Origin of the sequence: uncultured Shimia sp. (assembly GCF_913054185.1) — a bacterium.
Classification (GTDB): domain Bacteria; phylum Pseudomonadota; class Alphaproteobacteria; order Rhodobacterales; family Rhodobacteraceae; genus Shimia.
Map to the genome: position 1 here is coordinate 14,241 of NZ_CAJXIV010000027.1, position 26,578 is coordinate 40,818.

Genomic DNA, 26,578 nt, shown 5'->3' on the forward strand with positions numbered 1-26,578 from the left:
ATTCCTAGCCTTGAGCTGTGGTTAAATCCGTGGCACCTCTGCTGTTGCAAATTTACGGAGCTCCCCATGACCCATACGCCCGCGCCTTTCCCAACCATGCGCCTGCGTCGCACCCGCCAATCCGCTGCTGTACGTGGCCTTATGCGTCAGAACACGCTGACTGTGGATGACCTTATCTGGCCTGTGTTTGTCCGTGACGGAGAAGGTATCGAAGAACCCATTCCTTCTATGCCCGGCGTGTATCGACGCTCTGTGGACAAGATTGTCGATGCCGCGCGTGAGGCCGCTGATCTGGGAATTCCAGTGATCTGTCTCTTTCCTTACACAGACCCTGCGCTGAAAACCGAAGATTGCGCCGAAGCTTGGAATCCAGACAATCTCTCCAACCGCGCCACCCGTGCCATAAAAGCTGCGGTGCCAAACATTGCGGTGATGACAGATGTCGCGCTTGATCCTTACAACATCAACGGTCACGACGGTTTTGTGGTGGATGGAGAGATCGTCAACGATGCCACCGTCGAAGCACTTGTCAAACAAGCGCTCTCGCAAGCCGAAGCCGGCGCCGACATCATTGGCCCATCGGATATGATGGACAACCGCATTGGGGCCATCCGCGCAGCCTTGGAAGCAAACGGCTTTCAGAACGTCATGCTGATGAGCTACGCTGCCAAATACGCCAGCGCGTTTTATGGCCCGTTCCGAGACGCCGTGGGCGCATCCGGTGCGCTCAAAGGCGATAAGACAACGTACCAAATGGACCCCGCCAATGCGGATGAGGCGCTCCGCCTTGTCGCCCGTGACCTGTCTGAAGGCGCGGACATGGTCATGGTCAAACCTGGCATGCCTTACTTAGACATCTGCCGGACTGTAAAAGACGAGTTTGGCGTGCCAACCTTTGCGTATCAGGTGTCTGGTGAATACGCGATGATCACAGGCGCGGCGCAGAATGGCTGGATTGACGGCGACAAAGCCATGCTGGAAAGCCTGATGGCATTCAAACGCGCGGGCTGTGATGGCATTTTGACCTATTTTGCACCTGCTGTGGCCCGCAAACTTTCCGGCATGTAACCCGAAAAGCACCACAAAATATAGAGATCTGGCGCAGTTTTCGTGACATCACAGGCTGCGCCATCTATAGTTGCTGCAAACCGGATCAAAAAACCGGTGGTATGAGCAGAACAAAACATATGGGCAAAAGACCATGAGCAATTTTACACGGCGCGGCTTTGCGCTAACCGGACTCGCTGCGGCAGGTATGACCGCGGCATGTGGCAACGGCGTAGGCTCCAATGCCTCAAGTGAAATCGACGCGCGTGCAGACACCACGCTGGATTACCTTTTCACCGAGTATCCCAACACTTTGGATTTGAAGGCCAAATCCACTGGCATGCTGGTCATGCCTCTGATCACCGAAGCTGGCTTTGGCTTTGGCGGCGGCTACGGCCGTGGCGCACTGCGGATCAACGACGCAACCGTCGATTATTATTCCGCCACCAAAGGCAGCGTTGGTCTGCAAATTGGCGCCCAGCAACACGCGCATGTGTTGTTCTTCATGACGGACGGTGCACTCACAGAATTCCGCAGTTCAAACGGCTGGGCCGCGGGCGCAGGCGTGCAGTACGTGGTTGCCAACGAAGGTGCCAATATTTCGGCTGAAACCACCAATCTTTTGGCCCCAGTGATCGCGGTGATTTTTGGCCAAGCAGGCTTGAAAGTCGGCGCCACACTCGAAGGCATCAAATACACCCGCATCATCCCGTAAGTCGCTGACAAAACCGGGAATGAAAAGCTATCTGGATATCCCCTATGTCGAGCGGGCGGGTCATACCCTTTCGCTCGATCTTTTTGTGCCCTCCGATCAGCCCACGCAGGGGCTCATGCTGTTTGTCCATGGTGGCGGTTTTGCCAGAGGCGCACGACAAGCTGCACCGTCGGCCAGGCTTGCGCGGCGCCTCACTTCTATGGGGGTTGGTCTCGCTTCAGTCAGTTATCGCCTGAACACGGATGACTTGGACCTCCCAACCAGAGAACGCCGCCAAGTCTACGCCAACCGGCAACGTGCCAAAACCTGTGGCATTCAGTTAAAAGACAAATTGATGGGACCCCGGTTTGAAGCGGCACGCCAAGATGTCGGAGCAGCATTGGCGTTTTTTCGCGACGGCGACAGCCCTGTGAATTTCAGCGCGCACCCTATCGGCCTGATTGGCATTTCAGCAGGCGGTATGATTGGGCTGTCGTTGGCATTTCCAAGCGACGGGCTGCCAACCTACGAAAAACCGGCGTGTGTTGTTGCTCTTGGGGCCACGTTACAACACCCTTGGACATTGACCCAGGATGCGCCCCGCTGCTTAATGATTCACAGCGTAAAAGACTTCATTGTTCCCCCAGAAAACTGCGAAGTCCTAAAACCCTACGCAAAAAGCGCCGAAGCCCCCTTGGATATTCAGATGTGTTCGCGGGAGGGTCACAACGCACCAGCTCAGGCGTTGTTTTCCGATGACGCCCCAAACGGGACGCCATATTGGACCATGCTACGCAATCTCATGCGAGACAGCGATATTTTTAACCCATCGCTCGCAACCGCTTGATCAGGCTCGACGTATCCCAACGCCCTCCGTCCAACTTCTGCACATCTTTGTAGAACTGATCCACCAGCGCGGTTACGGGCAGGCTTGCGCCGACCTCATCTGCTGTTGAGAGACAGATACCGAGGTCTTTGCGCATCCAATCAACCGCAAACCCATGCTCGAATTCGTCGTCAATCATGGTCTCATAGCGGTTCTGCATCTGCCAACTGCCCGCAGCTCCACCCGCAATGACTTCAACGACTGCACGCCCATCGAGCCCAGCTTTCTCGGCAAAGTGTAGCCCTTCAGACAACCCTTGCACCAATCCGGCAATGCAAATCTGGTTCACCATCTTGGTCAGCTGGCCTGCACCGCTTTCGCCCAGTCGTTTGATCGCGCGGCCATAGGCCTGCATCACGGGTTCTGCCGCCTCATAGCTGGCAGCATCGCCGCCACACATGATCGAGAGCACACCGTTTTCGGCACCGGCCTGACCACCAGACACCGGCGCATCCACAAACGAAATACCCAGGTCTTTGCCCCTGGCATACAGCTCCGCCGTGACTTTGGCTGAAACGGTGGTGTGATCCACAAAAATTGTGTCACGCCCCATGCCGTCAAACGCGCCGTTTTCACCAACACAGACCTGGCGCAAGTCATCATCATTGCCAACACAGCACATGACAAAATCAGCCCCTGCCACGGCTTCTTTGGGCGTCGCACCAAATGCGCCGCCATGTTCCTTGGCCCAAGCCTCGGCCTTGGCGGTTGTGCGATTAAATACAGTCACTTCGTGACCGGCCTTCGCCAAGTGGCCAGCCATCGGATAGCCCATCACACCAAGCCCCAAAAAAGCAACTTTTGCCATCGTCTTTCCCCCATCTGTCTATTGTCGTAATACTTGTCTCGCCTGTACAGGCAGAAGGCAAGAACAAACAAAGGCAGCTCTATGACCACATTCTTTCAATGGCTATTGCGCATCGCGAGCGGCCTGGTGATTCTATGTGTTTTGGGCGTGATGCTGGTTTATTTTCTCGCCTCCCGCAGCCTGCCAACGTATGATAAGTCCCTGACGGTCGCCGGCATATCTGCCCCAGTGGAAATTGTGCGCAACAACGCAAACGTGCCCCATATCTTTGGCCAATCCGACGATGATGTGTTCTTTGGTCTCGGATATGCACACGCCCAAGATCGCCTTTGGCAAATGCTGACCATGCGCCGCACCGTACAAGGCCGCTTGTCTGAGGTGTTTGGCCCTCGCACACTCGACATCGACAAACTTATGCGGCGCTTTGACCTTGCCCGCGCCGCCCGCCAATCGGTGTCGGTTCAAGACGATTTGACCCTTGCCGCACTGGAAGCCTACGCCCGCGGCGTAAATGCTCGCATCAACGAAGTGAACACCGAAGCCCTGGGCCGTGGAGCCCCGGAGCTCTTCCTGTTCAAACAGAGCTTTTCGCCTTGGCAACCGGCGGATTCAATTGCCCTGCAAAAACTCATGGCCTTGCAATTGACCGGCCATCTGCAATTTGAAGTGCTGCGCGCACGCACTTCGCTGGCATTAACGGATCAAAAGCGCCTCGTTGACATTTTGCCCGATGCCCCGGGTTCTGGCGTAGCTGCGCTGCCCGAATATGCCAGCCTTGTCCCCAACACGCCAAAATTTGCCCAAAGCTCTCCGCTGCCACAACACCCTCTGTCACCATTTTCCTTGCCAAGCCTCTCCGGCGCTTCCAACGCCTGGGCTGCTGCACCAAATCGCAGCGCCACGGGCGGCACGCTACTGGCTAATGACCCTCATTTGGGCCTTTCCGCCCCCGCAATCTGGTATCTCGCACGGCTTGAACTCGCCACAGGTGGCGTGATTGGCGCGACCATTCCCGGCATTCCGGTGGTATTGGCAGGACGCAGCAATGACCTCGGCTGGGGCGTGACGGCTGCGTATGTCGATGATCAAGACATTCTGATTGAAGAGCTGGATCCCTCCAACTCCGAAAACTATCGCACGGCGACTGGCTTCAAGCCATTTGACACGCGTAAATCCATTATCACCATCAAAGACGCTGATCCTGTCACTCTGACCCTGCGCTGGACCGATAACGGCCCCGTCCTGCCTGGCTCTGATTTCAATCTCAGCAGCATTACTCCACCGGGCCACGTCGCCGCTCTGTCCTGGACCGCGCTCAGCCCACGTGACACGTCTACCAGCGCGCTTATGGCGCTGATGTTTGCCAAAACTGTGGACGACGGGCTGCAGGCCACCAAAGGTCACATCGCACCCGGCCTCACACTGACGCTCGCAGATCGCGAAAACATCGGAATGAAGCTGATTGGAGCGTTGCCCAAACGCGATGCCAATCACCAAAGCCAAGGCCGCTTGCCTGCGCTTGGCTGGCGGGTAGAAAACCGTTGGCAGGGCGTGTTTGACACCGCCGCCAACCCGTCTTTCATCGCACCCATTGGTGGGATTGTTGGCAACACCAATAACAAATTGGTTGAGCGTCCCTTCCCCGCGCATGTCTCTCACGTCTGGGGAGACAGCCAGCGCATCCAACGCTGGACACGTCTGATGCAAAACCGCCGGGTGCACACGCGTGACAGTTTCATCGAGGCCCAGCTGGACACGGTCAGCTTCTCCGCGCGTGCCCTGTTGCCACTGATTGGCGCTGATCTTTGGTTCACCGGTGAAGCGGCTCCCGAAGGCTCTCGCGAACGCCAACGCCAGCGCGCGCTGACCCTGTTGTCGGAGTGGAATGGTGAAATGAATGAGCACATTCCAGAGCCTCTGATTTATTCAGCTTGGCTCCGCGCCCTGCAAGCACGTTTGATACAAGACGATCTCGGCCCTCTTGCTGATGAGTTCACCCATGTAGAGCCACTGTTTATCGAACGTGTCTTCCGCAACGTTGGCGGCGCAAGTGCGTGGTGTGATGTCCGCCAAAGTGCGCCAAAGGAAACCTGTTCCGACATGGCCCGACTTGCCTTGGACGACGCATTGATTGCCATTGAAGAGCGTTATGGCCAACAACTTGAAGCCCTGCGCTGGGGTGACGTGCACCAAGCCACCCATGATCACCAGGTGCTTGGCAACGTGCCTGTGCTGCGCTTCTTTGTGAACATCCGTCAATCCACATCCGGCGGCGACAACACATTGCAACGTGGCAAAACTGAGGGAACTGGCGCCAACCCGTTCCTGAATGTGCATGCTGCGGGCTATCGTGGCGTCTATGACTTCGCCGATCCGGACAGCTCCGTCTTCATCATCTCCACCGGCCAATCTGGCCACTTCCTGTCGCGGTTTTACGACGACATGGCCCAGCTCTGGCGCCGTGGCGAATATATCCCGATGTCATTGGATGAAGAGCTGGCCCGCGCTGCCGCGGTTGGTGTCACCACGTTGCAGCCGCGCGCTCAGTGATCGTTTAGAGGCCTTCGAACTGGGCCCGCTGTTTTGGCGTCCATAGGACGGTGAGTTCAAACCCTTCTTCGGTTTGTTCCTCACCTTCCACAACACCTTCTTTGAACAACCACGCCCGACCCTTGCCGTCAGCAAACGACAGCGTCAAAACCTCACGGGATTTGTCGCCTGTCAGTGCCTGAGCAATGGCTGCAAACATCTCGTCCAGCCCCTGCCCGCTCACGGCTGAGACAGCAAAGACTGCGTCATCTCGCTCTGCTTTGGCAACCACGGCATCGCGGTCATCAGGGCTGAGCAGATCAATCTTGTTCCAGATTTCAATCTGCGGCGTGTCTTCACTCAAACCCAGCGTCTCAAGAATGGTGGTCACGTCTTCCGACTGATGCTGACTCTCTGGATGCGCAATGTCGCGCACATGCAGGACCAAATCCGCCGCCAAAACTTCTTCTAGCGTCGCGCGGAACGCTGCCACCAACTGGGTCGGCAAATCACTGATGAACCCCACCGTGTCCGACAGGATCACTTCAGGCCCATTGTCGGGCAGCTCCACCGCGCGCATGGTTGGGTCCAGCGTGGCAAACAGCATATCTTTCGCCATCACATCCGCGCCAGTTACCCTGTTGAAAAGTGTGGATTTTCCGGCGTTGGTATAGCCCACAAGCGCGACAATCGGAAACGGCACCTTGGCGCGCGCCTTGCGATGCAATTCACGGGTTTTCACCACTTTGGAAAGCTGCCGCCGCAGCCTAACCAAATGGTCGTCGATCGCCCGTCTGTCAGCTTCAATCTGGGTCTCACCAGGGCCACCCACAAATCCAAGACCGCCGCGCTGGCGTTCCAAGTGGGTCCAGGCCCGCACCAACCGCGTACGCTGATAGGACAGTGCCGCCATCTCCACCTGCAGCACACCCTCTCGGGTGCGCGCGCGGTCAGAGAAGATCTCAAGGATCAACCCGGTCCGATCCAGAAGTTTGACCTTCCACTCTTTCTCTAGGTTGCGCTGCTGCACAGGCGTCACCGGTCCGTCAATCAGGACCAGCTCCACTTCATTGGCTTCAAAAATCGCCTTCAGTTCTGCTATTTTGCCGGTTCCGAAAAGCGTACCAGGCTGCGCCCGCGACAAGCGCACCACAGTTGAGCCAACAGTTTCTAACTCAGGCAAGGCATCGGCAAGCGCAATGGCCTCTTCCAATGCGAAAGAGGCCTCACGCCGAACATCGACGCCGTAAATATCGGGATGCAGGACCCAAGCACGGGTCACCTGCGTGTCATGCTCCATCAAGAGGCGTCTTCACCCTCGTAAAGAGAAATCGGCTGTGCCGGCATGATTGTAGAGATCGCGTGTTTGTAGACCAACTGGCTCTGACCATCACGGCGCAACAACACACAAAAATTGTCAAACCAGGTGATAACACCCTGCAATTTTACACCGTTGATCAGAAAAATAGTTACCGGAACTTTGGTTTTCCGGACGTGATTTAAAAATGCATCTTGGAGATTCTGTCGATCCGAAGCCATGTCGCGCTTGCCTTTATTCTTGTTAACGCATCGGGTTAGTCGTGCGATGGGAGTATGGAACGTGGATTCGTGACTTACCAGCCTAAATTGTTAAGTTTTAGGTCGGGCCCAAGGTAAACCGCATCATTTCTGCCACAAATCAGGCGATATCAATGCGATGATCGCCAATGCCTCCAGCCGCCCGAAGGTCATAGCTGCACATAAAATAAGCTTTTCAGTGACTCCAAGTGAGGAAATTGCAATCGGAAATTCACCAGCAATTTGGGTCAGTGGACCGGCTGTGGTCAGCGCAGAAATCGCCAAAATAGCGGCTTCCTGAAAGTCATTTCCCAAGAGCGCCAGCGCAATTGTCACCGCTGCAATAGACAGAGCAAACAGCATGAAAAACACCCAGGCAATCACCGCGCCTTTGCGCCGAATTTGCCGCGCACCGGTGCGCCGACGGCCCAAAACCACATTGGGGTGCACCAGACGCTCCATTTCACCCAACCCTTGCACGTAAAGCGCATAAACCCGCAGCAACTTCACACCACCCGCCGTGGTGGCCACTCCGCCGCCTACCATGGCCAGCGCCATCAGGATCAGTCCAGGTGCTGACAACCCACTCCACTCCCGCGCCACATCCCACTCACCACTCTGAAACCCAGTGGTGGTCAGGAAGCTCATAACCGTGAACAGACCGCCCCATGCCGCTTTCAGCGCCGCCATCGGGTCTTGGGTTGCCTCGCCCTCAAACGCCCCAACCCAATGGCGCATAAACAGAGCCGTCGGCACAACCAGCACAATCAGAAACCCAAGGCGCAGCTCTGGATCTTCCCAAAGATTGTTGCGCCGCACCGACCCGGTGTCCGAACTAAAGGTGCCACGCGACAAAGCAAACAGCAGGAACAGAAAAATCACCATCTCTCCCGGCACACCACTGACGCTAGACCCTACGCCACCAACCGCCGAAATCCCACTTGTCGACATTGTTGCCATCGCGTGCATGGTGGCCACAAACGGGCTGTCACCCAGCACAATCAACATCACCGCCAAAGCAAAGGTCAGCCCCCCGTAGATCGGCACCAATGCCTGCGCCGCTTTGCTCCAGCGTTTCATCGGATGGGCACGTTGCATATGGCCCAAGCTTGCACTCGCCTGCCCTGGCTCCCCTATGGCAGTCACTTCATATCCACCAAGGCTAAGCGGCGCAAACACCGCCGCCGCCGCCAGCCACATCAACAACCCACCAAGCCAGCCAACCATACCGCGCCACAGATGTAGCGGATCCACCAACATGCTGGCAGGCTCATAAATGGTCATGCCTGTGGTGGTCAGGCTGCTGACCATCTCAAAATACACGTCCAAAAACGGAACCACATCTAGCGATTCATACATCGGCCAGGCCAGCACCGCTGGCAGCAGCGCAATGGCAAAAAACAACGCTTTGAGATTGTCCGATGTCCGCGCGCGCCGCTTGGTTCCCTGGATAGCGATCGCAATCAACACGCAGGCAAACAGGACCAAAATACCGCCGTAGAAAAACATCCGGGCGACAAAATGCTGATCCTGCTGAGTGGCCAGTGCTGCTGGCACAAACATCAGAAAGCCGGAAAACAGCGTCATCTGCACCAGCAGGGGGATTTGTGACAGGCTCAGTTTCATGGCTTAGAAAAAATCGATGGAGACCTGCAACAGCCGCTCCACTTCCGGTACATCCGCGGTCAGCGAAAACAGCACAATTACGTCTCCTTCATCAATGCGCGTGCCACCTTTGGGCTTCACCACCTCGGTTCCTTTCAGAATGGCCCCAATCAACACACCTTCCGGGAAATCGATATCGCGCACCATCTGCCCGGCAATGGGTGACGTCGACAGAACCTCCGCCTCAATAATCTCAGCCTCGGTGTCCCCAACAGAATAGACGTCTTTCACCCGCCCATGGCGAATATGACGCAAAATTGAGCTCACCGTGGTGGCTCGCGGGTTGATAAACGCATCGATCTCAAGGGGCGTCATCAAGGGTGCCAACGTCGGATCATTGATCAATGAAATCGCGAGCGGACACCCGGCGGATTTTGACCGAACCGAGGCCAGCATGTTGGTTTTGTCATCGTCGGTCACTGCCAAAACAGCGTCCGCGCGATCCACGCCTGCTTCAGCCAACAGCGCCACGTCCATCCCGTCACCGTTTAAAACAATGGTCCGTTCCAGCGCTTCGGCCGCGCGTTCGGCCACTTTTCGATCCCGTTCAATGATCTTTGTGCGCACTCGCGAGGCACTGGCCTCAAGCCGCTGCGCCACCATCAGGCCCACGTTTCCGCCGCCCACGATCACCGCGCGTTCCTGTTTTTTCTGTTGTTTGCCAAACACCTCCATGGTGCGACCCACATCTTCTGCCAGAGTAAAGACATAGATGTCATCCCCAACAAAAAGCTGGTCCCCGGGCTCCGGTGCAATCAATGTTCCACCGCGCCGCACGCCAACAACCACTGCGCTTAACGTAGAGAACAAATCTGTCAGCTGGCGCAAAGGCGTGTTCACCACCGGACAATTCTCGTCCAACGTCAGACCGAGCATCTGCACCTTACCGGCCAGAAATGTCTCCGCATCAAATGCCCGCGGAGTTGCCAGCCGCTTCAAGGCTGCATCCGCAACCTCGCGCTCAGGTGAAATCACCACATCAATTGGCATATGCTCACGACGGTACAGGTCTGAATAGAGCACGTCCAAATAGGATTGGCTGCGCAGACGCGCGATCTTACGCGGCACCGAAAACACCGAATGCGCCACCTGACAGGTCACCATGTTGACCTCGTCAGAGTAGGTCGCGGCAATCACCATATCCGCATCCCGTGCCCCTGCGCGATCCAACACGTCTGGATAGCTCGCAAACCCGGCAATGCCCTGAACATCCAAAGTATCCGTGGCGCGTCGCACCAGGTCCGGGTTGTTGTCGACAACGGTAACATCGTTGTTTTCACCGGACAAATGGCGGGCTATTTGCCACCCAACCTGACCAGCCCCACAGATAATGACCTTCATGTGCTTCCCTCTTGGGTTTCGGCTCTCAGCCATGCCAGAAGGGGGGAGGCAGGTCAATTGTTACCATTGACCCCGACACGCAGACCGGCTTTGATTGGCTTAAGTTTCAAGCGTTTGCGTTAAAGGTGAGTCTCATGCGGACAGCGGCCCTTTTTGTCATTCTAGGCATTTCGATCACGGCATGCAGCCCAACCTCCTACTCTGGTTTTGCCAAATCCGGCGTCTCCCGTGAAACGGCCTCACGGGATGACACCTCCTGCTCTGTGGAGGCCAACCGCCTCTTTCCCTCCGCAACATTTACCACCACAGTTTATGGCGGGTACCACGGTGGATATGGCGGATACGTTGGCGGCAGTTGGGGTGGTTACCCTGGATACTACGGCGGCAACCATATTCAGACGCGAGACGTAAACGCCGGCATGCGTGCCGAACACCGCCGCGATTGCATGTCCCTCAAAGGCTACTCCGCCGTTACCCATCCCGTATGTACCGAGCAACAATTGGCCGGCCGACAATACACGCCTGTCAAAGGTGCGCCCAAGCCTGCCCCCAATCTCTGTGCGATCCGAGCACAAAGCGGCGGTGTCGCACTTGTGGACCTTAACAAACCTGTGTGATCCAGCACCACCAAGGAGCCAAACATGAAACACGCTTTTGTCACCGGATGTCTGATGCTTGCGTTGTCTGGCTGCACCGAATTCTCCACCATGTACCAACCTGGAAAAACAAAAACAGAGCGCAATGTGGATCAGGCGCAATGCAATCGATTTGCATCAGACACCTACCCGCCACGCATCGTGACAGACTGGTGGCCGATTTATAGTGCTGATGGCCGGGTCATAGGTCAGCGCCCGGAGAGCTACGATATTAATGAAGGTCCGCGATACACAGCTGCCCGCAACTGCATGAAAGAGCGCGGCTATGCTCGTGTTACAATTCCCTACTGCAAAGATGAGCAAATTTCCGGTCGGTCGTATGCGCCGATCACAGTGGCACCAGAGCTTAGCCCCAACATCTGCGGGCTGCGCACCGAAAATGGGCGCGTCATTATCGATTTGAACAAACCGCTGTAAGGATCTGAAAAGCTGGAATTAACCAGCTTCACGCTCTTCCTCTTCTTCACCAGACACATGCGCCACTCGTGCGCCGGCTTTGTTGGATGTTACCACGCCCAGAGACTTGAGTTTGCGGTGCAACGCGCTGCGCTCCATGCCAACAAAGCTGGCAGTGCGGCTGATATTGCCTCCAAACCGGTTGATTTGCGTGAGCAGATATTCTCGTTCAAACGCTTCCCGCGCCTCACGAAGCGGCAATGTTGCCAATGCACCGGACAACACCACACGTCCTTCTTCGGCTGGAGTATCGCTTTCGCCAGGCAGCTCACGACACTCGATTGGCCCCTGTCCATCACCAAGGATCAGCACGCGCTCAATCATGTTCTTCAACTGACGCACATTTCCGGGCCATATCATGGTCTGCATCAACGCAGCAGAATCCCCGCTCAACGTGCGCAGCGGCAAGCCTTGCGCCTCATGCAACTGTCCCAGGAAATAGGCCGCCAGTTCAGGAATATCCTCCCGCCGCTCCTCCAACGAGGGCACGGCAATTGGCACAACATTCAACCGGTGGTACAATTCTTCTCGGAAATCACCCGCATCAATGGCTTGTTTCAAATTGCGGTTGGTTGACGAGATCACCCGCAAATCCACGCGCACTTTTTTGGATCCGCCAACCCGCGTGAACTGTTGATCTACCAACACCCGCAAAATTTTGCTTTGGGCCGCCAGCGGCATGTCCGCTACCTCGTCAAAGTAGATCACACCGCCATTGGCCTGTTCCAACAAACCGGCCTCAACGCCCCGTTCCGCAGTTTCCCGCCCAAACAGAATGTCTTCCACGCGATCCGGGTCCATTCCGGCACATGAAACGGTTACGAACTGGGCCGCTGACCGATTGGAATTTGCATGGATATAGCGCGCCGCGACGTCTTTTCCGACACCTGCAGGGCCGGTCAGCATGACACGCCCATTGGAGCGTGTGACCTTATCAAGCTGCGAAATCATGCCCCGGAACGCCGCACTGTCCCCAATCAAATCGGTTGGCTTGCTGTCTTGACGCTTCAACTCGGTGTTCTCACGGCGCAACCGGCTGGTCTCCATCGCCCGTTTGATCACCACCAAAAGCTGATCGATGTTGAACGGCTTCTCGATAAAGTCATACGCACCCTGTCGGATGGCTGCGACGGCAATCTCGATATTCCCATGCCCCGAAATGATCACCACCGGTACCTCTGGATAGTCATTTTTGACCGACTTCAGAATGTCGATGCCATCCATGTTGCTGTCTTTGAGCCAGATATCGAGGATCATCAACGCTGGCTGCGCGCTGGCCACTTCGGCCATGGCATCGTCAGAATTGCCCGCTAACCGTGTTGTGTAGCCTTCATCTTTCAAAATATCGGAAACCAACTCCCGGATATCGCGTTCGTCATCTACGATCAGAATGTCACTCATAATACTCGCTCTCTTTGGGTTCCACCGCAGCTGCAGCCTGCTGAGTTAGCGGCAGCCGAATTTCGGCCATCGCCCCTGCGTGGGAATTGTTGTCAAACATCGGCGCATCCAGCAGCGCGAGCTGCCCGCCGTGTTCTTCGATGATCTTTTTTACAATTGGGAGACCAAGACCCGTGCCCTTGTCACGCGTGGTGACATAGGGCTCAAACAAACGCGCACGATCCTCTGGCAAGCCAATGCCATTGTCGGCAATGCACACAACAGCCTCATCCGCCTCTTGCACCAAACTCACATGTATCTCCGGAGAATACCCATCCGGCGCGCCCTTTTCCTGTAAAGTTTCAGTGGCTTCCCCGGCGTTCTTGATCAAGTTTGTCAACGCTTGAGAAATCATCGTCGCATCCAAATCTGCCGCCAACGGGCCTTCGCAAATATCGCGCACAAACCGCACATTTGGCTGGCCGGATTCCTGCAACAGCACCGCCCCGGACACCAGTTCAACCACTTCAACGGACTTGCGAACCGGCTCTGGCATCCGGGCAAATTTGGAAAACTCATCCACAATCCGACGCAGATCATTGGTTTGCCGTACTATGACCTCTGTCATCTGCTCAAGCTGATCGCTGTCTTCACCCACTTTGCTGGCAAACTTACGCCGAATGCGCTCCGCACTCAGCTGAATTGGCGTCAGCGGGTTCTTGATCTCATGCGCAATACGCCGGGCAACATCGCCCCAGGCCGCCATACGCTGGGCTGTGACGAGGTCGGTCACATCATCAAACGCCACAACATAGCCTTCAAGCGACCCATTTTCACGCCGCCGCGTTGCCATGCGCACCAACAGGTTCTCCAACCGACCGGACCGGCTGACCTTCACCTCTTCCTGCGCAACTTCCTTGCCGCTGGACTTTAATGTCTCCAACAATGGTCCAAACTCTGGCACCGCCAATGGGAGAGGCATCTCTTGTCGATCTTCATCCCAGTCCAGCAACCGCTGCGCTGACCGGTTCACAAAGGCGACCTTACCATCGCTGTCCAATCCCACCACGCCGGATGTAACTGAGCTCAACACCGAGTCAAACATCCGTCGCCGCCGGTCGATCTGCCGCGTATTGTCCAGCAACGTTTCGCGTTGCGCTTTCAACTGCCGCGTCATTTGGTTGAAATACCGGCTCAACATGGCGATTTCATCGTCACCATCTTCTTCCACCACACGCACATCCAAATCACCGGCACCAACCCGTTGCGCCGCCCCGGTCAAGCGCCCCACAGGTCGCGACAGGCGTTCCGCAAACCACATGCCCATCCAGATCGCCGCCAACACAAGGATCAGCGCAAATCCAAGGTAGATCATGCCAAATTCAAACAGCCGCTGCCCGCGCTCACTCTCAAGTTGGGAATACAAACGTGCGCTGGCTTGCGTGTCATCAAGCAGATGAAATATCTCCGCATCCACCTCGCGGCTGATGTACAAGAACCTGTCCAAAAATGCGTCAAGCCGCACCAGCGCGCGCATTTCATTATTGTCCAGATCTCGAATAATCACAGAGCCTTCGTCGATCGCGGTCTGCATGTCCGCCTCGGATGGCTCCTCATAGTCAAACAAGTAAGAGCGCTCGCCCCGCGCCTGAATCTCACCCGCGCTATCAATCACAAACGCCTCTTTGAGCCCGCGTTGGATTTGCACCTGTCCGGAGGCCAGAAGCACACGAACTTCGCCTGCATCCAAACCAAAGCTGCGCCGCTTGCTCTCGTTCAAGAAGTCCGCAAGCAAGTCAGCGTCTTCTTCCAATCCCAGAATGTGTTCTTCTTCATAGGCCTGCGCCGCTGCCAATGAATTGCCCACCACTTGGCGCACACGTTCACTAAACCAGCCCTCAAGGCCAATGTTCAGTGTCAGCCCGGCAAACACCGCCACAGTCACCGCAGGCACCAAGGCCAAAAGCGCAAAGGCACCGGTTAGTCGCAGGTGCAGTCTTGACCCAACAGATTTTGCCCGACGCGAGGCAACCGCACGCATCACGTTTTGTAGCACCAGCGTCGCCACCACGAGCACATAGACAAGATCGGCCAAAAGAATCGCTCGAAGGCCGCTGGAAGACGCGCCCAGATCAAACGGCCCAAGCACTAAAAACGTCGCGAGCGCCAACACAGGCCCAAGCACCACCAACCCCAAAGTTGCGGCATTCTGGACACGCCTTTGCCTGCGCAGGCGCTGAAAACGCGCCCAATGATTGGTTGCTGTCCGGCTAGACACCCGACTTCCTCAATTGATTTGGTACCGCTTGCGCGGCCCACCGCCATATTCTGTGGCACGTTCTAAGCCCCGACTCTTTTTCTCAGAGTGCGACCCGCGCGCCACGCTTATGTGGCCTTTTTACATCAATTTGCGTCGGCGTGTCACGTGAATATCCAGATCAGTGATTTTTTTACGAAGTGTATTTCGGTTGATCCCCAGTAAATCAGCACATTTCGCCTGATTTCCACCAGTTGCATCCAGCGCAATTTCGATCAGAGGCAGTTCAATCTCCCGCAGGATACGCGCATAAAGGCCCGCTGGAGGCAGCATATTGCCATGCAAATCAAAATACCGCCGCAGATGGCGCGCCACAGACGCTGACAACTTCTCGCTGTCATCGCCCCCCAAAAGCGGCCCCGCCTGCGGTTGCGCCCCCAGCATCATTTCCGCTTCGGCCCGCGAAACCTCTTCCGCCTGCGCCGTCAAAACCAACCGCCGCACCGCGTTTTCCAACTGTCGTACATTGCCCGGCCAGCTATAGGCCCGGAACAGCTCCATAGCCGCTTCCGAGAACACGCGCATCGGCGCGCCATCCCGCTCTGCCCGGTTGAGAAAATGCGCCACCAACAATGGAATGTCGTCAACGCGCTCACGCAATGCCGGCACATGGATCGCTGCGCCGTTTAACCGGTAATACAGATCTTGACGCACGGTTCCGTTGTCCATGGCTGCGTTAAGATTGACTTGACTGGTTGCCATAAAACGAGGGCTGTGCTCCCCAGGGGTGTCCATCATGCGCACAATGCGGGCCTGAACTTCATCATCGATGTCGCCAATTTCATCCACCAAAATGGTGCCACCCCTGGCCTTGGCTAAGACTTTTGCTGGCCCTTCCAAATCGCTCAAATCGGCGGCGTTCACCACCACAAACGGCAGGTTTCTCCGATCTGAAAAATCGTGGATTTCCTTCGCAATCAAGGATTTACCCGTGCCGCTTTCGCCAGAAATCAACACTGGCAAATCCGTGTTCATCACCCGCGCCACCAGCCGGTAAAGCGCCTGCATTGCCGCTGTGCGCCCCACCAAAGGCAACTCGTCTGGCCGCTCATCATCGGCCACGGGCGTAGCTGGCGCACGGCGCTTCTGCTCCAGGGCTTTGCCAGTGCGTTTCATCAAATCTGGCAGGTCAAACGGCTTTGGCAGGTAGTCATATGCCTCAGCCTCTGCGGCCTGAATGGCGGTCATGATGGTGTTCTGTGCCGAGATCACAATCACCGGCAACCCCGGCCGATCCTCTGCAATCTTGGGCAACATCTCCAACCCGTTTCCGTCAGGCATCATCACATCGGTGATGACAACATCCCCTTTGCCTTCGCCAACCCATCGCATCAACGTGGTCAACGAGGAGGTGGCATGCACCTTGCACCCTGCCCGCGTGAGCGCCTGCGTCAAGACCGTGCGGATTGTGCGATCATCGTCTGCTACCAGAACCGTGCCATCCATTACTGGCTCTCCTCAAATGCGTTCAGAGTTTCTTTGCTTGCCCGCGGCAGCGAGAGTTTGAACACCGTGCGCCCGGGCACAGAGTCCACCGTGATCATGCCGCCATGATCGGAAATGATTTTGCTGACCAACGCGAGCCCAAGACCCGTGCCGTTTTCACGTCCAGACACAAACGGATCAAACACGTCGCCCTTAAGGTCGTCCGGCAATCCCGGCCCGTCATCAATGATCTCGATTTGCAATGGCAATGGCTGCCCAGTGCCATCCGCTCGGCGCAATCGGAAGCTGTGTTCATAGTAGGTGCGAATGCGAATTGTGCCTGAATCACCTGCCACTTCACTGGCGTTCTTCAGAAGATTTAGCACCACTTGCAGCAACTGATCACTGTCCCCTTCGGCCGGCGGCAACGACGGATCATAATCTTCGATGATCTGCATATGCGCACCGTAGCTGACCAAAGCCGAGCGCCGCGCGCGGTCCAGCACATCGTGAATGTTCACCGGCTTTCGTTGCGGCAGCGACAGGTTGCCAAACTGCTCCACCTGCTCCAGCAGCTTCACAATCCGGCGACTTTCCTCCACAATCAGATCCGTCAGTTCCAAGTCCTCAGCGCTAAGGTTCATGGACAACAACTGAGCTGCACCCGTAATTCCAGCCAGCGGATTTTTGATCTCATGGGCCAACATTTCCGCCATGCCAATCGCCGATTTGGCGGAGGATTTCACCGAATGGCTGCGCGTCATGCGCCCCGCCAACTCCCGGCTGGAGATCAAAAACAGCATCTCCCCGGGCGCCTCCGCCAGCGGCGCAATCTGCAAATTGCACTGCACCGGTGGCCCGTCGCCGGTGCCGACATCCGCATCATTCACAAACAAAGGTGTGCCGTGCTCCCGCGCACGGTGAAACGCCTCTTCAAGCGGCGCATCAATCATCACTTTGTCCCAGATCGGCTGCCCAACCATGGATTTGGCAGAGGCATTCAAAAACGTCTCCGCTGCCGGGTTGATGCGTAGGATCACATCTCCCTCGTTCACCACCAAAGCGGGCACGGGAAGACTGTTCCAAAACGGGGTTTCTGCACTCATGCCACTTCTCCGTTGATTGGAGACTCATCCGCAGCCATCAGGGCATCTGTCAAAAGCAGCATCACCTCATCTGTATCGCGGCTGGTCTGCACCTGACGACGTAGGCCCGCCTCGGTGCCCACATGATCCATGTACCAACCCAAGTGTTTGCGGGCGACGCGCAGTCCAAGGTCCACACCGTAAAACGACAGCATCGCTGCATAATGCCCCTGCACCATGTCAACCAACGCTTGCCCAGTTGGCTCCACAGGCACTTCGCCATCAAAAAGCTCCGCCGCCATCTGCGCGAGCATCCACGGTTTACCCTGCGCCCCGCGCCCCACCATGACACCATCCGCACCAGATGCCGACAAAGCAGCCGTCGCAGAGGTCACATCCACAATGTCGCCATTGGCAATCACCGGAATGCCCACCACATCTTTCACCGCTCTGATCGCGGCCCAATCCGATGCACCTTTGTAAAATTGACAGCGGGTGCGACCATGAATGGTCAGCATCTGAACACCCGCGTTCTCCGCCCGCTGCGCCAGCTCCGGCGCGTTTAACATGTTGTCGTCCCATCCCAGGCGCGTCTTCAACGTCACCGGAATATCCACGGCGCCCACCACAGCGTCGATCAACGTCAGTGCGTGATCGAGGTCTTTCATCAACGCCGAGCCACTGGCCCCCGAACCACTTGCGCTGGTCACTTTCTTCGCCGGACAACCCATATTGATATCGATCAGTGCCGCCCCATTGGCCTCCACCTGCCGCGCCGCTTCTGCCATCCAATGCGCCTCACGCCCGGCCAACTGCACAGACGTGGTTGCCTCACCAAACCCCAGCTCTGCCCGCTCGCGCACCCCGGGCTTGGCCTGCACCATTTCCTGACTTGCGACCATCTCGCTGACCACCAGCCCCGCGCCAAAACTACCAACCAAATCCCGGAACGGACGGTCGGTGATTCCGGCCAATGGCGCCAGAAAAACGGGGGGTGTCAGAGTGAGATCTGCGACTTGAACGGTCACGTGTTTAATCCTTGTGCGATGCTTCGGGCGTATCTGACCTCCTGGTCAAATTCAATCAAACCGCCGGGAAACTTGGTCATTATTGTAGCAGATTTTCGCCTATGCTCAAAATTTAAGCAGACATCAAGGGTCAATTGCCACTTCGGCACGCAAGTTCTACACAGAGGCCATGACAAATTCCGCTTTCAAGACCGCCGCCGTGATCGTTGCGGCTGGCCGTGGCACCCGCGCAGGTGCTGGCTTGCCCAAACAATGGCGCGCCCTGGCAGGCCAACGCGTGGCCGACCACAGCATCGCTGCCTTTGTGACCCACCCTCGCATTGATCACGTGCTGGCCGTGGTACACCCCGATGACACCCTCCACATGGATGGCCTCCCAATTCCGACGGCCCTCGGTGGTGCCACTCGAGACGCCTCGGTGCAGGCGGGTTTGGAAACGTTAGAGGGCCAAGGGTTTACCCACATTCTGATCCACGATGTTGCCCGTGCAGGCATTGACGCCACCACCATCGACGCGGTGATCGACGCGCTGCAAACCGGCGCAGATGGCGCGGCCCCCGCCATGCCTGTCACTGACGCGCTGTGGCGCGGCGAAAACAACCTTGTCACTGGCACCCAAAGCCGCGACGGGTTGTTTCGCGCCCAGACCCCGCAAGGCTTTGCGTTTGATGCCATCCTCGCCGCCCATCGCGCCCATCCCGGAAACGCAGCCGATGATGTAGAGGTCGCCCGCGCCGCGGGGCTTGACGTGACCATCGTGGCAGGCAATGAGCGCAATCTAAAGATCACCACACCAGACGATTTTGCCCGTCTGGAACAGCACCTGCGAAACGACCAAAGAGGCCCCATGGATATCAGACTTGGCAATGGCTACGACGTGCACGCCTTTGAAGAAGGCGATCACGTCATCCTCTGCGGCGTAAAAATTCCGCACACCAAAGCGCTCAAAGGCCACTCCGACGCGGACGTTGGCATGCATGCCGTGACCGACGCACTCTATGGCGCCATGGCCGAAGGTGACATTGGCCGTCACTTCCCGCCCACTGACTCCGAATGGAAAGACATGGACAGCGCCGTGTTTCTCAAACATGCGGTTGATCTGGCCACCTCCAAAGGCTTCACCATTTCCAATGTCGACTGCACGCTAATCTGCGAACGTCCCAAAGTCGGACCACACGCCGCCGCCATGATGGCGCGCATGGGCGAGATCATGGGTCTCACATCTGACCGTGTGTCGATCAAAGCCACAACAAGTGAAAAACTCGGCTTCACAGGCCGCGAAGAAGGGATTGCCGCAATTGCGACGGCAACATTGGTGAAACCATGATCCGTATGATCACAACATTCTTTGGCGTCGGCCGCCTGCCCGTCGCGCCGGGTACATGGGGCTCACTGGCCGCGCTAATCATCGGCTGGGCCGCTGCACATTTTGTTGGCGTCTGGCTGCTGGCCATCCTCACCGCGCTGGCCATCGTGATTGGCATGTGGGCGTGCATCCGCGATTTGGCGGACCGCCCCACCGAAGACCCATCAGAAATTGTGATCGACGAAGTTGCGGGCATGTGGATCGCCCTGCTCTTTCCCGCTGTAGCTTTTGCCATGCCCGATATGTCCATGGACTGGCTCGGCCCCGTTTCCATGGTTTGGCCTGGCCCTATCGCCGCTTTCCTGTTCTTCCGCCTGTTTGACATCCGCAAACCCTGGCTTGTTGGCCGCGCTGACCGCCGCCACGATCCCATTGGTGTGATGCTGGATGACATCTGGGCCGGTTTGTTTGCGGGCCTCGCCACTCTGGCCGCCGCTGCGCTCTATCACATCGTGCTGATCTGATGATCGACGTCGCCCAACTGCTGCAAGCCTGTCGCGACGCCAATCTGCGCGTTGCGACAGCGGAAAGCTGCACCGCTGGCATGGTCGCCGCCGCCCTGACCGACATTGCCGGCAGCTCTGATGTGTTTGAACGTGGCTTTGTAACCTATACCAACCTCGCCAAGGTCGAGATGCTGGGTGTCCGTGAGGCCACACTGGCGGCAGTGGGCGCTGTCTCCGAAGAGGTTGCACGCGAAATGGCGCTGGGCGCGCTGGTGAACTCCGACGCCCAGCTTACCGTATCCGTCACCGGCATCGCGGGTCCGGGCGGGCCAGAGTTCAAGCCCGAAGGCCGCGTTTGTTTTGGCATCGCCACGCAAAACGGCTGTGACACGGAAACCGTCGAATTTGGCGCTTTGGGTCGCACTGAAGTGCGCAAAGCGGCGCGGAATCACGCTTTGGCGCTGCTTTTGAACGTCGCCTGCGCAAAGTGACGCCCATTTAGGCGACACCCCGTGATTGCCGCCTATTTTTTACGCACCTCGCAAAACGCCCTGTTTTAAGGCGCTTTGAGACCTCTTCAGCCTTTGTTCTGTGCAGATTTTCCGCTCTTTGACGGAAAAACCACCACTCACGGGACAAAGAGGATAGAAATATGAACGCAGCGGACACCGCATGGATCATCGTGGCAACAGCCCTGGTCCTGTTCATGACATTGCCGGGTTTGGCGTTGTTTTACGGGGGCCTCGTGCGCGCCCGAAACGTGCTCAGCGTCTTTATGCAAACCTATGCCATTGCCTGCTTGATGAGCGTTCTGTGGCTCGTCTTTGGCTATTCCATCGCCTTTGGCAATGACGGCGGCGCCACGTCCGTGTGGGGCGGACTGGGCAAAATGTTCCTCTCCGGCGTCACCGTCGACAGCCTGTCTGGCACCCTGCCCGAGGTGCTGTTCTTTGCCTTCCAAATGACCTTCGCCATCATCACGCCAGCGTTGATTGTCGGCGCTTATGTGGAGCGCATCGGCTTTGGCTTTGTTCTGCTGTTCTCCGGCCTCTGGATGCTGCTGTGCTACGCGCCAGTTGTGCACTGGATTTGGGGCGGCGGCATGATGGCTGACGGCGGCATCTTTGGCGAGATCGGCGTGCGCGACTTTGCCGGCGGCATTGTGGTCCATGAAACCGCAGGCCTCGCAGCACTGGTGATCGCCGTGATGCTTGGCGCTCGCAAACACCGCACCACCCCGCCACACGCGCCTTGGATGGTGATGATTGGCGCCGCGATGTTGTGGGTGGGCTGGTTTGGCTTCAACGGTGGCTCTCAGCTCGCCGCAGACGGTGGTGCCGCGATGGCGCTGACCGTGACCCATATCTCCGCGGCAACTGCCTCGCTCACATGGGCCCTGTGGGAACGCATCAAATACGGTAAAGCCTCCTTGGTGGGCCTCGTCACAGGCACCATCGCAGGTCTTGCCTCGATCACACCGGCTTCTGGCTTTGTCGGCCCGGTAGAGGCTCTGGTGATTGGTGCCATCGCAGGTATTCTATGTCAGGAAGCTGTGAACTTTGTGCGCAACAAAGCCAAGATCGACGACACATTGGATGTGTTTGCCGTGCACGGCGTTGGTGGCATCTTCGGCACCATCATGATCGCAGTCTTCGGCCAAGGCACCTGGACCGCCCAACTTGGCGCACTGGCTATCGTCGGCATCTTCACGGTGGTTGTGACCTATGTGCTGGTCAAACTCGTCAGCCTGATCACCCCTCTGCGTGTCGATGAAGAAACCGAAGTCAACGGCCTTGACCTCGCGGTCCACGGTGAGCGCGCCTACGACATCGCCTCGTAAAGAATTTTCGAAATCACTCCGGAACTGGGCGGCCGCACGTGGCCGCCCTTTTTTTGTGCCTTACCACCGATCGTACGGCACAAAGACATTTGCGCTTACATCATCCGCCGACACCCCAGTCGCGCCCTGTAGCTCGACTAAAAGCTCCCCTTGGAACATCACCTGCGTGTTGCCATCAATCTCAACCAGATTCAGCGTGATGTCCTGCTCCGGGCTGTCCGTCAGACCGGCAAAATCATCCACATGCACAGTGACCTTCAAAAGCTCAACGCCGGGTTCAAAATCCGTTACGATGGCATGATCGTTAGCACCCTCAGAATTCCGCGCCCAGTAAATCTCAAAGCGATCTTCCCCTTCGCCACCGCTCATCACATCTTGTGCATCGCCCAACAGCACATCATTGCCTTCGCCTCCGTGCATCGTGTCCGCCGCTCCATCGGCATAATCCAAAGCGTCAATGCTGGGATATCCGGAACCAAGTGCAGGCGGGAACTCGGAGAAATCCCGTGTCCCGCCAATGGTGTCGTTACCGACCCCACCCTCAATCATGTCCGCACCTGTGCCACCAAAGAGGGAATCGTCGCCCGCTCCCCCATCAATGGCGTCACTCTCGCTTCTGTCACTAAAGGGGCTACCGTCAGCACCACCAAAGTAGACGTCGACACCAGCCCCGCCAACGAAGGTGTCATTGCCTGAGCCGCCTTGAACAACAGAAAGGCCCCCGGCCTCAACCGCGCTCAAGTCAATCAGATCGTCGCCATCGCCAGCTTCAATGTAGCTGCTGTTGGTGGCTCCGGCTCTAATGGTGTCATCCCCCTCGCCGGCAAGAACTGCCGTCTCCCGTGCACCCATTGTAACGTGATCATCGCCACCGTTGGTCTCCACCAAACTGAACTCGTGCTCAATAATCCCGCTTCCGGACCCAGCGCCTTCTGGAGTAAACGCACCAAGTCCCTCCAAATCAACGCCATCATACCAGGCCAGCCCTGGCTCACCGCCGTGCGTATCAGCGCTCAAATCAACAACATCGCCCTCATCGCCAGTTTCAACCCGTACAGGTGTATCCCCTTGAATTGTCAGCTGTGTCTGCCCTTCCAGATCCGTCAGCGAAAACAGCTCGATCTGACCACCAGGGCGGTATGAATCATCGCCCTCACCGCTCACTTGCGCCGAGACGATCTCGTAGCTGGCCACAATTTCACTGTCGTCGAGCGTGAATTCCGTGTCTCCCGCTTCAATAAAATCCTCTTCTACCAAATGCAGCTCTAAAATACCGCGCGGAAGTTCCTCTACGCCCTGCAAGGCCACCCCAGAAACACTTAAACTGCCATCTTCCGTTCGCATGACATCAAAGCTTGCCTCCCGAATGCTCTCATAGTGGGAAACAGGCTCAAGAATGGCGATCCGATCAGTTTCTGCATCAAACGCACTGAGATCATAGATCGGCGTTCCATCTTCAGCCTCACCAGACGGGGTCATGATTTCATCATTCAGAATGACAATAGACTCTTCGAGTAAGCCACCGTCCCCGAAATGCTCATGCTCGCTGGGATCATACTCGAAAGAGGTGACGTCAATGTCATCAACTGCGACACCACCCTTGGTTCCCCGGAGACCGTTTTCGATATCTTCCAGCAAGGCAGCAATATCAAGCCCCCCGACTGCATGCGCTTCAATAGTATCCTCCTCAAGGACAACACTATCACCGTTTGCCAAGGCATCTGCCTCAGCCTCAGTTTCCGCGCCCAAATCGGAGCCATCATTTGTGTCGTCACCAGTGCCTGTGCCGGAACCGCTGTCCATGAGCGCACCCGCACCAGCCATTCCCAAAAGCGCCAACAAGAAATACATGACAATAACTCCAGAAGAAAATCTGTAAGCTTCATACACCCAATACGTGCACTCGAAATAGGTGCATTTTTCGAAACAATGTGTAATTGTCTTTTCAGATTTAAGCTGCACCTTTGAAACCCTTTCGGGCAACCAACCTCTAATCGTAGAGCTTCTGTGCCCGCGTCTCAAACGCAGCCACAATCCGATGCATCGCTTCGTTGAACACCAACCCAATCGCTTTCTGCAACAGGATGTTCTTGAACTCAAAATCAACAAAAAACGTCACATCAACACCACCGTCCACATCGGCAAAGTCCCAGGTGGATTTCATGTATTTGAACGGCCCGTCCAAATACTCCGTGTCGATGTGTTTGACCCCAGGATACAGCACCACTCGGCTGCCAAACCTTTCCCGAAACACTTTGAACGAGATCACCAGATCCGCCAGCATCTCATCTCCTGCACCGATCTCTGTCTGCACCGGCGTTACCGAGCGAATACGCGCGGCCGCACACCAAGGTAAAAACTGCGGGTAAGACGCCACATCCGCCACCAGATCATACATCTGTTGGGCGGTATACGGCAGCGTGCGGGTCTCAGAATGCGTCGGCATATCATCTCATTTTGGCGTGACAGCGCACAGCGTCCCCGCTATGCACAGTTCTGGTGGCGCACATAGCGGCGCAAGATAGAGAAAATCAAGAGGGTCTCATGTCAGAGCGTCCATATGTCATCGATCAAATGATCTCCGCCAAATCCATTGCGGCCCGGATCGAAGGCCTCTCAAGCGAAATTCAGGCGGAATATTCAGGCACCGACAAGCTGATTGTTGTGGGTTTGTTGCGCGGTTCCTTTGTCTTCATCGCTGATCTGGTGCGTGAGTTGGATCTGCCTGTAGAAGTCGACTTCCTCGAAGCCTCATCTTATGGCAACTCTATGGAAAGCAGCAGAGAAGTCCGTATCTTCAAAGACTTGCGTGGCGAAATCGAAGGCCGTGACGTGCTCGTAGTTGAGGACATCGTCGACACTGGTCACACGCTGACCCACGTGCTGCACTTGCTCAAGGCCCGCAACCCGGCCAAGATCAAAACCATCGCGTTGCTCGACAAACCGTCCCGCCGCGAGGCTGACATTGCCGCGGACTGGATTGGCTTTTCCATCCCGGATGAATTTGTCGTGGGCTATGGTATTGATTACGCGCAACGCAACCGCAATCTGCCGTTCATCGGCAAAGTGCGTTTTGTCGAAGACAGCTAACCCCTGATCCCAGCGACGCCATCCAAAGCTTCGCTCTACCCCACAAGGCGCCTAGATGAATTTCCGCCACCTCCTGCGCATGAGCAAATGGTCACGCAACCCGCCCTCGGAAAAGCGGGTCAAGTTGGTGATTGGAATCGTGGCGGCCTGCATTGTGCTGGTGTTGATCGAGAAATTCATTGGCTGGCCGGAGATGCTGACCTTGGAGCCGCGCTCTCGAAACCCGGTGAAGTTTTGATGTGACCTAAAAGCGGCTTAAGTGACTCTTAATTTGGGTTGATCGAAAAATTTTCGGCAATCTGGACACCGTCGTTAACGTTTTACACCACGCAGAACCCCACAGTCGCAAAACAGCCGTGATACAGACAAAAAACCGACGTCGTAAAACGTCGGCTTTTTGTTATTTAACGGTCTGACCGTTGCGGCTTAATTGATGGTGTCAAACGTCGCGGACACCGGTGCCATGGCCACGGTTCCCGCCCGATCTTGAAGTGCCCACAGCAACAATGCTGAGATCGCCTCATCGCGCAGACGCCCCACCATCACCACACCCTGTTCCTGCCCGGCCTTAAAGGCCGCCTGGTCTAGGAAACGGCGCATAACCACCGCAGATTGACCATTGTCATCAAAGTCTCGGAACACAGTTGCAGACGGCACGCCTTCTTTTGCAGCCAGTTTCTGCGCGGTATTCAACCCGTTGGCAAACATCAACAATCCATGACCACTGCCCAGCAACGCCTGCGTCACCTGATCGCTGATTTCCTTGCTGCTCTGCAACCCATCATCCAGCCCTTCCATTACACCCACAAAGGCATCCGACACCGACAAATGCGCTTGCAATGCTTGTTCCACGTCGCTTGCAGTGGCATCTGTTGGCATATCCATCATAGCCAAAACCTCGAAGCCACGCGTCCGGTAATCCACTGACTTTTCAGCCACATTCGGATCCAGCGTGCTCACCG

The 26,578-nt window shown here is 56.5% G+C and carries 25 protein-coding genes; 12 read left to right on the top strand and 13 right to left on the bottom strand.

The features are described from left to right. Nucleotides 1-66 precede the first annotated feature (66 nt). The 3 genes from hemB (at nucleotide 67) to QZ517_RS07935 (ending at nucleotide 2,588) form a co-directional block, all read left to right on the top strand. Nucleotides 67-1,068, top strand: coding sequence for a porphobilinogen synthase (gene hemB / locus QZ517_RS07925; protein WP_294224791.1), 1,002 nt, complete (start codon nucleotides 67-69; stop codon nucleotides 1,066-1,068). Between the two features lie 133 nt (nucleotides 1,069-1,201). Further along, nucleotides 1,202-1,762 carry a YSC84-related protein gene (locus QZ517_RS07930; protein WP_294224794.1) on the top strand — a complete coding sequence of 187 codons (561 nt, stop codon included), beginning with the start codon at nucleotides 1,202-1,204 and terminating at the stop codon, nucleotides 1,760-1,762. 19 nt (nucleotides 1,763-1,781) lie between these two features. Continuing rightward, nucleotides 1,782-2,588 (top strand): hypothetical protein, encoded by an 807-nt coding sequence (locus QZ517_RS07935; RefSeq protein ID WP_294224799.1) that lies wholly within the window; start codon nucleotides 1,782-1,784, stop codon nucleotides 2,586-2,588. Here the strand turns inward: QZ517_RS07935 and QZ517_RS07940 are convergent. Beyond that, entirely contained in the window at nucleotides 2,563-3,435 is an 873-nt protein-coding gene (locus QZ517_RS07940) for an NAD(P)-dependent oxidoreductase (protein WP_294224802.1), read from the bottom strand. The genes QZ517_RS07935 and QZ517_RS07940 overlap by 26 nt on opposite strands. Before the next feature lie 81 nt (nucleotides 3,436-3,516). Here QZ517_RS07940 and QZ517_RS07945 point away from each other — a divergent pair, with 81 nt between their 5' ends. Further along, the gene (locus QZ517_RS07945; RefSeq protein WP_294224805.1) at nucleotides 3,517-5,985 is read left to right on the top strand and encodes a penicillin acylase family protein; all 2,469 of its coding nucleotides are present in this window, start codon (nucleotides 3,517-3,519) and stop codon (nucleotides 5,983-5,985) included. 4 nt (nucleotides 5,986-5,989) lie between these two features. On the opposite strand, the gene hflX is transcribed toward QZ517_RS07945, so the two are convergent. The 4 genes from hflX to trkA form a co-directional block, all read right to left on the bottom strand. Further along, on the bottom strand, nucleotides 5,990-7,264 hold the full coding sequence (gene hflX, locus QZ517_RS07950) for a GTPase HflX (protein WP_294224808.1): 1,275 nt from the start codon (nucleotides 7,262-7,264) through the stop codon (nucleotides 5,990-5,992). Then, entirely contained in the window at nucleotides 7,264-7,503 is a 240-nt protein-coding gene (gene hfq / locus QZ517_RS07955; RefSeq protein ID WP_008204623.1) for an RNA chaperone Hfq, read from the bottom strand. Before hfq ends, hflX begins: the two co-directional genes overlap by 1 nt. A gap of 123 nt (nucleotides 7,504-7,626) precedes the next feature. Next, the gene (locus QZ517_RS07960; protein ID WP_294224813.1) at nucleotides 7,627-9,147 is read right to left on the bottom strand and encodes a potassium transporter TrkG; all 1,521 of its coding nucleotides are present in this window, start codon (nucleotides 9,145-9,147) and stop codon (nucleotides 7,627-7,629) included. Between the two features lie 3 nt (nucleotides 9,148-9,150). After that, on the bottom strand, nucleotides 9,151-10,527 hold the full coding sequence (trkA, locus tag QZ517_RS07965) for a Trk system potassium transporter TrkA (RefSeq protein ID WP_294224816.1): 1,377 nt from the start codon (nucleotides 10,525-10,527) through the stop codon (nucleotides 9,151-9,153). A 134-nt stretch (nucleotides 10,528-10,661) separates the two neighbouring features. On the opposite strand from trkA, the gene QZ517_RS07970 reads away from it, so the two are divergent. After that, on the top strand, nucleotides 10,662-11,144 hold the full coding sequence (locus tag QZ517_RS07970; RefSeq protein ID WP_294224818.1) for a hypothetical protein: 483 nt from the start codon (nucleotides 10,662-10,664) through the stop codon (nucleotides 11,142-11,144). A 24-nt stretch (nucleotides 11,145-11,168) separates the two neighbouring features. Beyond that, nucleotides 11,169-11,600, top strand: coding sequence for a hypothetical protein (locus tag QZ517_RS07975; protein ID WP_294224821.1), 432 nt, complete (start codon nucleotides 11,169-11,171; stop codon nucleotides 11,598-11,600). An 18-nt stretch (nucleotides 11,601-11,618) separates the two neighbouring features. Here the strand turns inward: QZ517_RS07975 and QZ517_RS07980 are convergent, their stop codons facing one another. The 5 genes from QZ517_RS07980 to dusB all read right to left on the bottom strand — a co-directional run bounded on the left by QZ517_RS07980 (nucleotide 11,619) and on the right by dusB (nucleotide 18,874). Further along, nucleotides 11,619-13,040, bottom strand: a complete 1,422-nt coding sequence (locus QZ517_RS07980) for a sigma-54 dependent transcriptional regulator (RefSeq protein WP_294224823.1) — start codon at nucleotides 13,038-13,040, stop codon at nucleotides 11,619-11,621. Next, complete coding sequence (locus QZ517_RS07985; RefSeq protein WP_294224826.1) at nucleotides 13,033-15,297, bottom strand: PAS domain-containing sensor histidine kinase; 2,265 nt, start codon at nucleotides 15,295-15,297, stop codon at nucleotides 13,033-13,035. Before QZ517_RS07985 ends, QZ517_RS07980 begins: the two co-directional genes overlap by 8 nt. A 120-nt stretch (nucleotides 15,298-15,417) precedes the next feature. Continuing rightward, a complete protein-coding gene (locus tag QZ517_RS07990; protein WP_294224829.1) occupies nucleotides 15,418-16,782 on the bottom strand; it encodes a response regulator in 1,365 nt (454 codons plus the stop codon). Further along, nucleotides 16,782-17,867: an ATP-binding protein gene (locus tag QZ517_RS07995; protein WP_294224834.1), complete on the bottom strand. Its 1,086-nt coding sequence runs from the start codon at nucleotides 17,865-17,867 to the stop codon at nucleotides 16,782-16,784. The genes QZ517_RS07990 and QZ517_RS07995 overlap by 1 nt, the downstream gene beginning before the upstream one ends. Continuing rightward, on the bottom strand, nucleotides 17,864-18,874 hold the full coding sequence (dusB, locus tag QZ517_RS08000) for a tRNA dihydrouridine synthase DusB (RefSeq protein WP_294224836.1): 1,011 nt from the start codon (nucleotides 18,872-18,874) through the stop codon (nucleotides 17,864-17,866). The genes QZ517_RS07995 and dusB overlap by 4 nt, the downstream gene beginning before the upstream one ends. Before the next feature lie 169 nt (nucleotides 18,875-19,043). On the opposite strand from dusB, the gene QZ517_RS08005 reads away from it, so the two are divergent. The 4 genes from QZ517_RS08005 (at nucleotide 19,044) to QZ517_RS08020 (ending at nucleotide 22,526) form a co-directional block, all read left to right on the top strand. Continuing rightward, entirely contained in the window at nucleotides 19,044-20,201 is a 1,158-nt protein-coding gene (locus QZ517_RS08005; protein ID WP_294224839.1) for a bifunctional 2-C-methyl-D-erythritol 4-phosphate cytidylyltransferase/2-C-methyl-D-erythritol 2,4-cyclodiphosphate synthase, read from the top strand. Further along, entirely contained in the window at nucleotides 20,198-20,704 is a 507-nt protein-coding gene (locus tag QZ517_RS08010) for a phosphatidylglycerophosphatase A (protein ID WP_294224842.1), read from the top strand. Before QZ517_RS08005 ends, QZ517_RS08010 begins: the two co-directional genes overlap by 4 nt. Beyond that, complete coding sequence (locus QZ517_RS08015; protein WP_294224844.1) at nucleotides 20,704-21,177, top strand: CinA family protein; 474 nt, start codon at nucleotides 20,704-20,706, stop codon at nucleotides 21,175-21,177. Before QZ517_RS08010 ends, QZ517_RS08015 begins: the two co-directional genes overlap by 1 nt. Before the next feature lie 161 nt (nucleotides 21,178-21,338). Then, nucleotides 21,339-22,526: an ammonium transporter gene (locus tag QZ517_RS08020; protein ID WP_294224848.1), complete on the top strand. Its 1,188-nt coding sequence runs from the start codon at nucleotides 21,339-21,341 to the stop codon at nucleotides 22,524-22,526. Between the two features lie 60 nt (nucleotides 22,527-22,586). Here QZ517_RS08020 and QZ517_RS08025 read toward each other — a convergent pair whose 3' ends face one another. Further along, a complete protein-coding gene (locus QZ517_RS08025) occupies nucleotides 22,587-24,377 on the bottom strand; it encodes a calcium-binding protein (RefSeq protein ID WP_294224851.1) in 1,791 nt (596 codons plus the stop codon). Nucleotides 24,378-24,516: 139 nt separating this feature from the next. Continuing rightward, the gene (locus tag QZ517_RS08030) at nucleotides 24,517-24,972 is read right to left on the bottom strand and encodes a type II toxin-antitoxin system RatA family toxin (protein ID WP_294224854.1); all 456 of its coding nucleotides are present in this window, start codon (nucleotides 24,970-24,972) and stop codon (nucleotides 24,517-24,519) included. Nucleotides 24,973-25,070: 98 nt separating this feature from the next. On the opposite strand from QZ517_RS08030, the gene hpt reads away from it, so the two are divergent. Then, a complete protein-coding gene (gene hpt / locus QZ517_RS08035; RefSeq protein WP_294224858.1) occupies nucleotides 25,071-25,616 on the top strand; it encodes a hypoxanthine phosphoribosyltransferase in 546 nt (181 codons plus the stop codon). 55 nt (nucleotides 25,617-25,671) lie between these two features. Continuing rightward, nucleotides 25,672-25,854, top strand: a complete 183-nt coding sequence (locus QZ517_RS08040) for a hypothetical protein (RefSeq protein WP_294224862.1) — start codon at nucleotides 25,672-25,674, stop codon at nucleotides 25,852-25,854. Between the two features lie 188 nt (nucleotides 25,855-26,042). Here the strand turns inward: QZ517_RS08040 and QZ517_RS08045 are convergent. Further along, on the bottom strand, nucleotides 26,043-26,578 hold a 536-nt coding region (locus QZ517_RS08045), incomplete at its 5' end, for a divergent polysaccharide deacetylase family protein (RefSeq protein WP_294224865.1).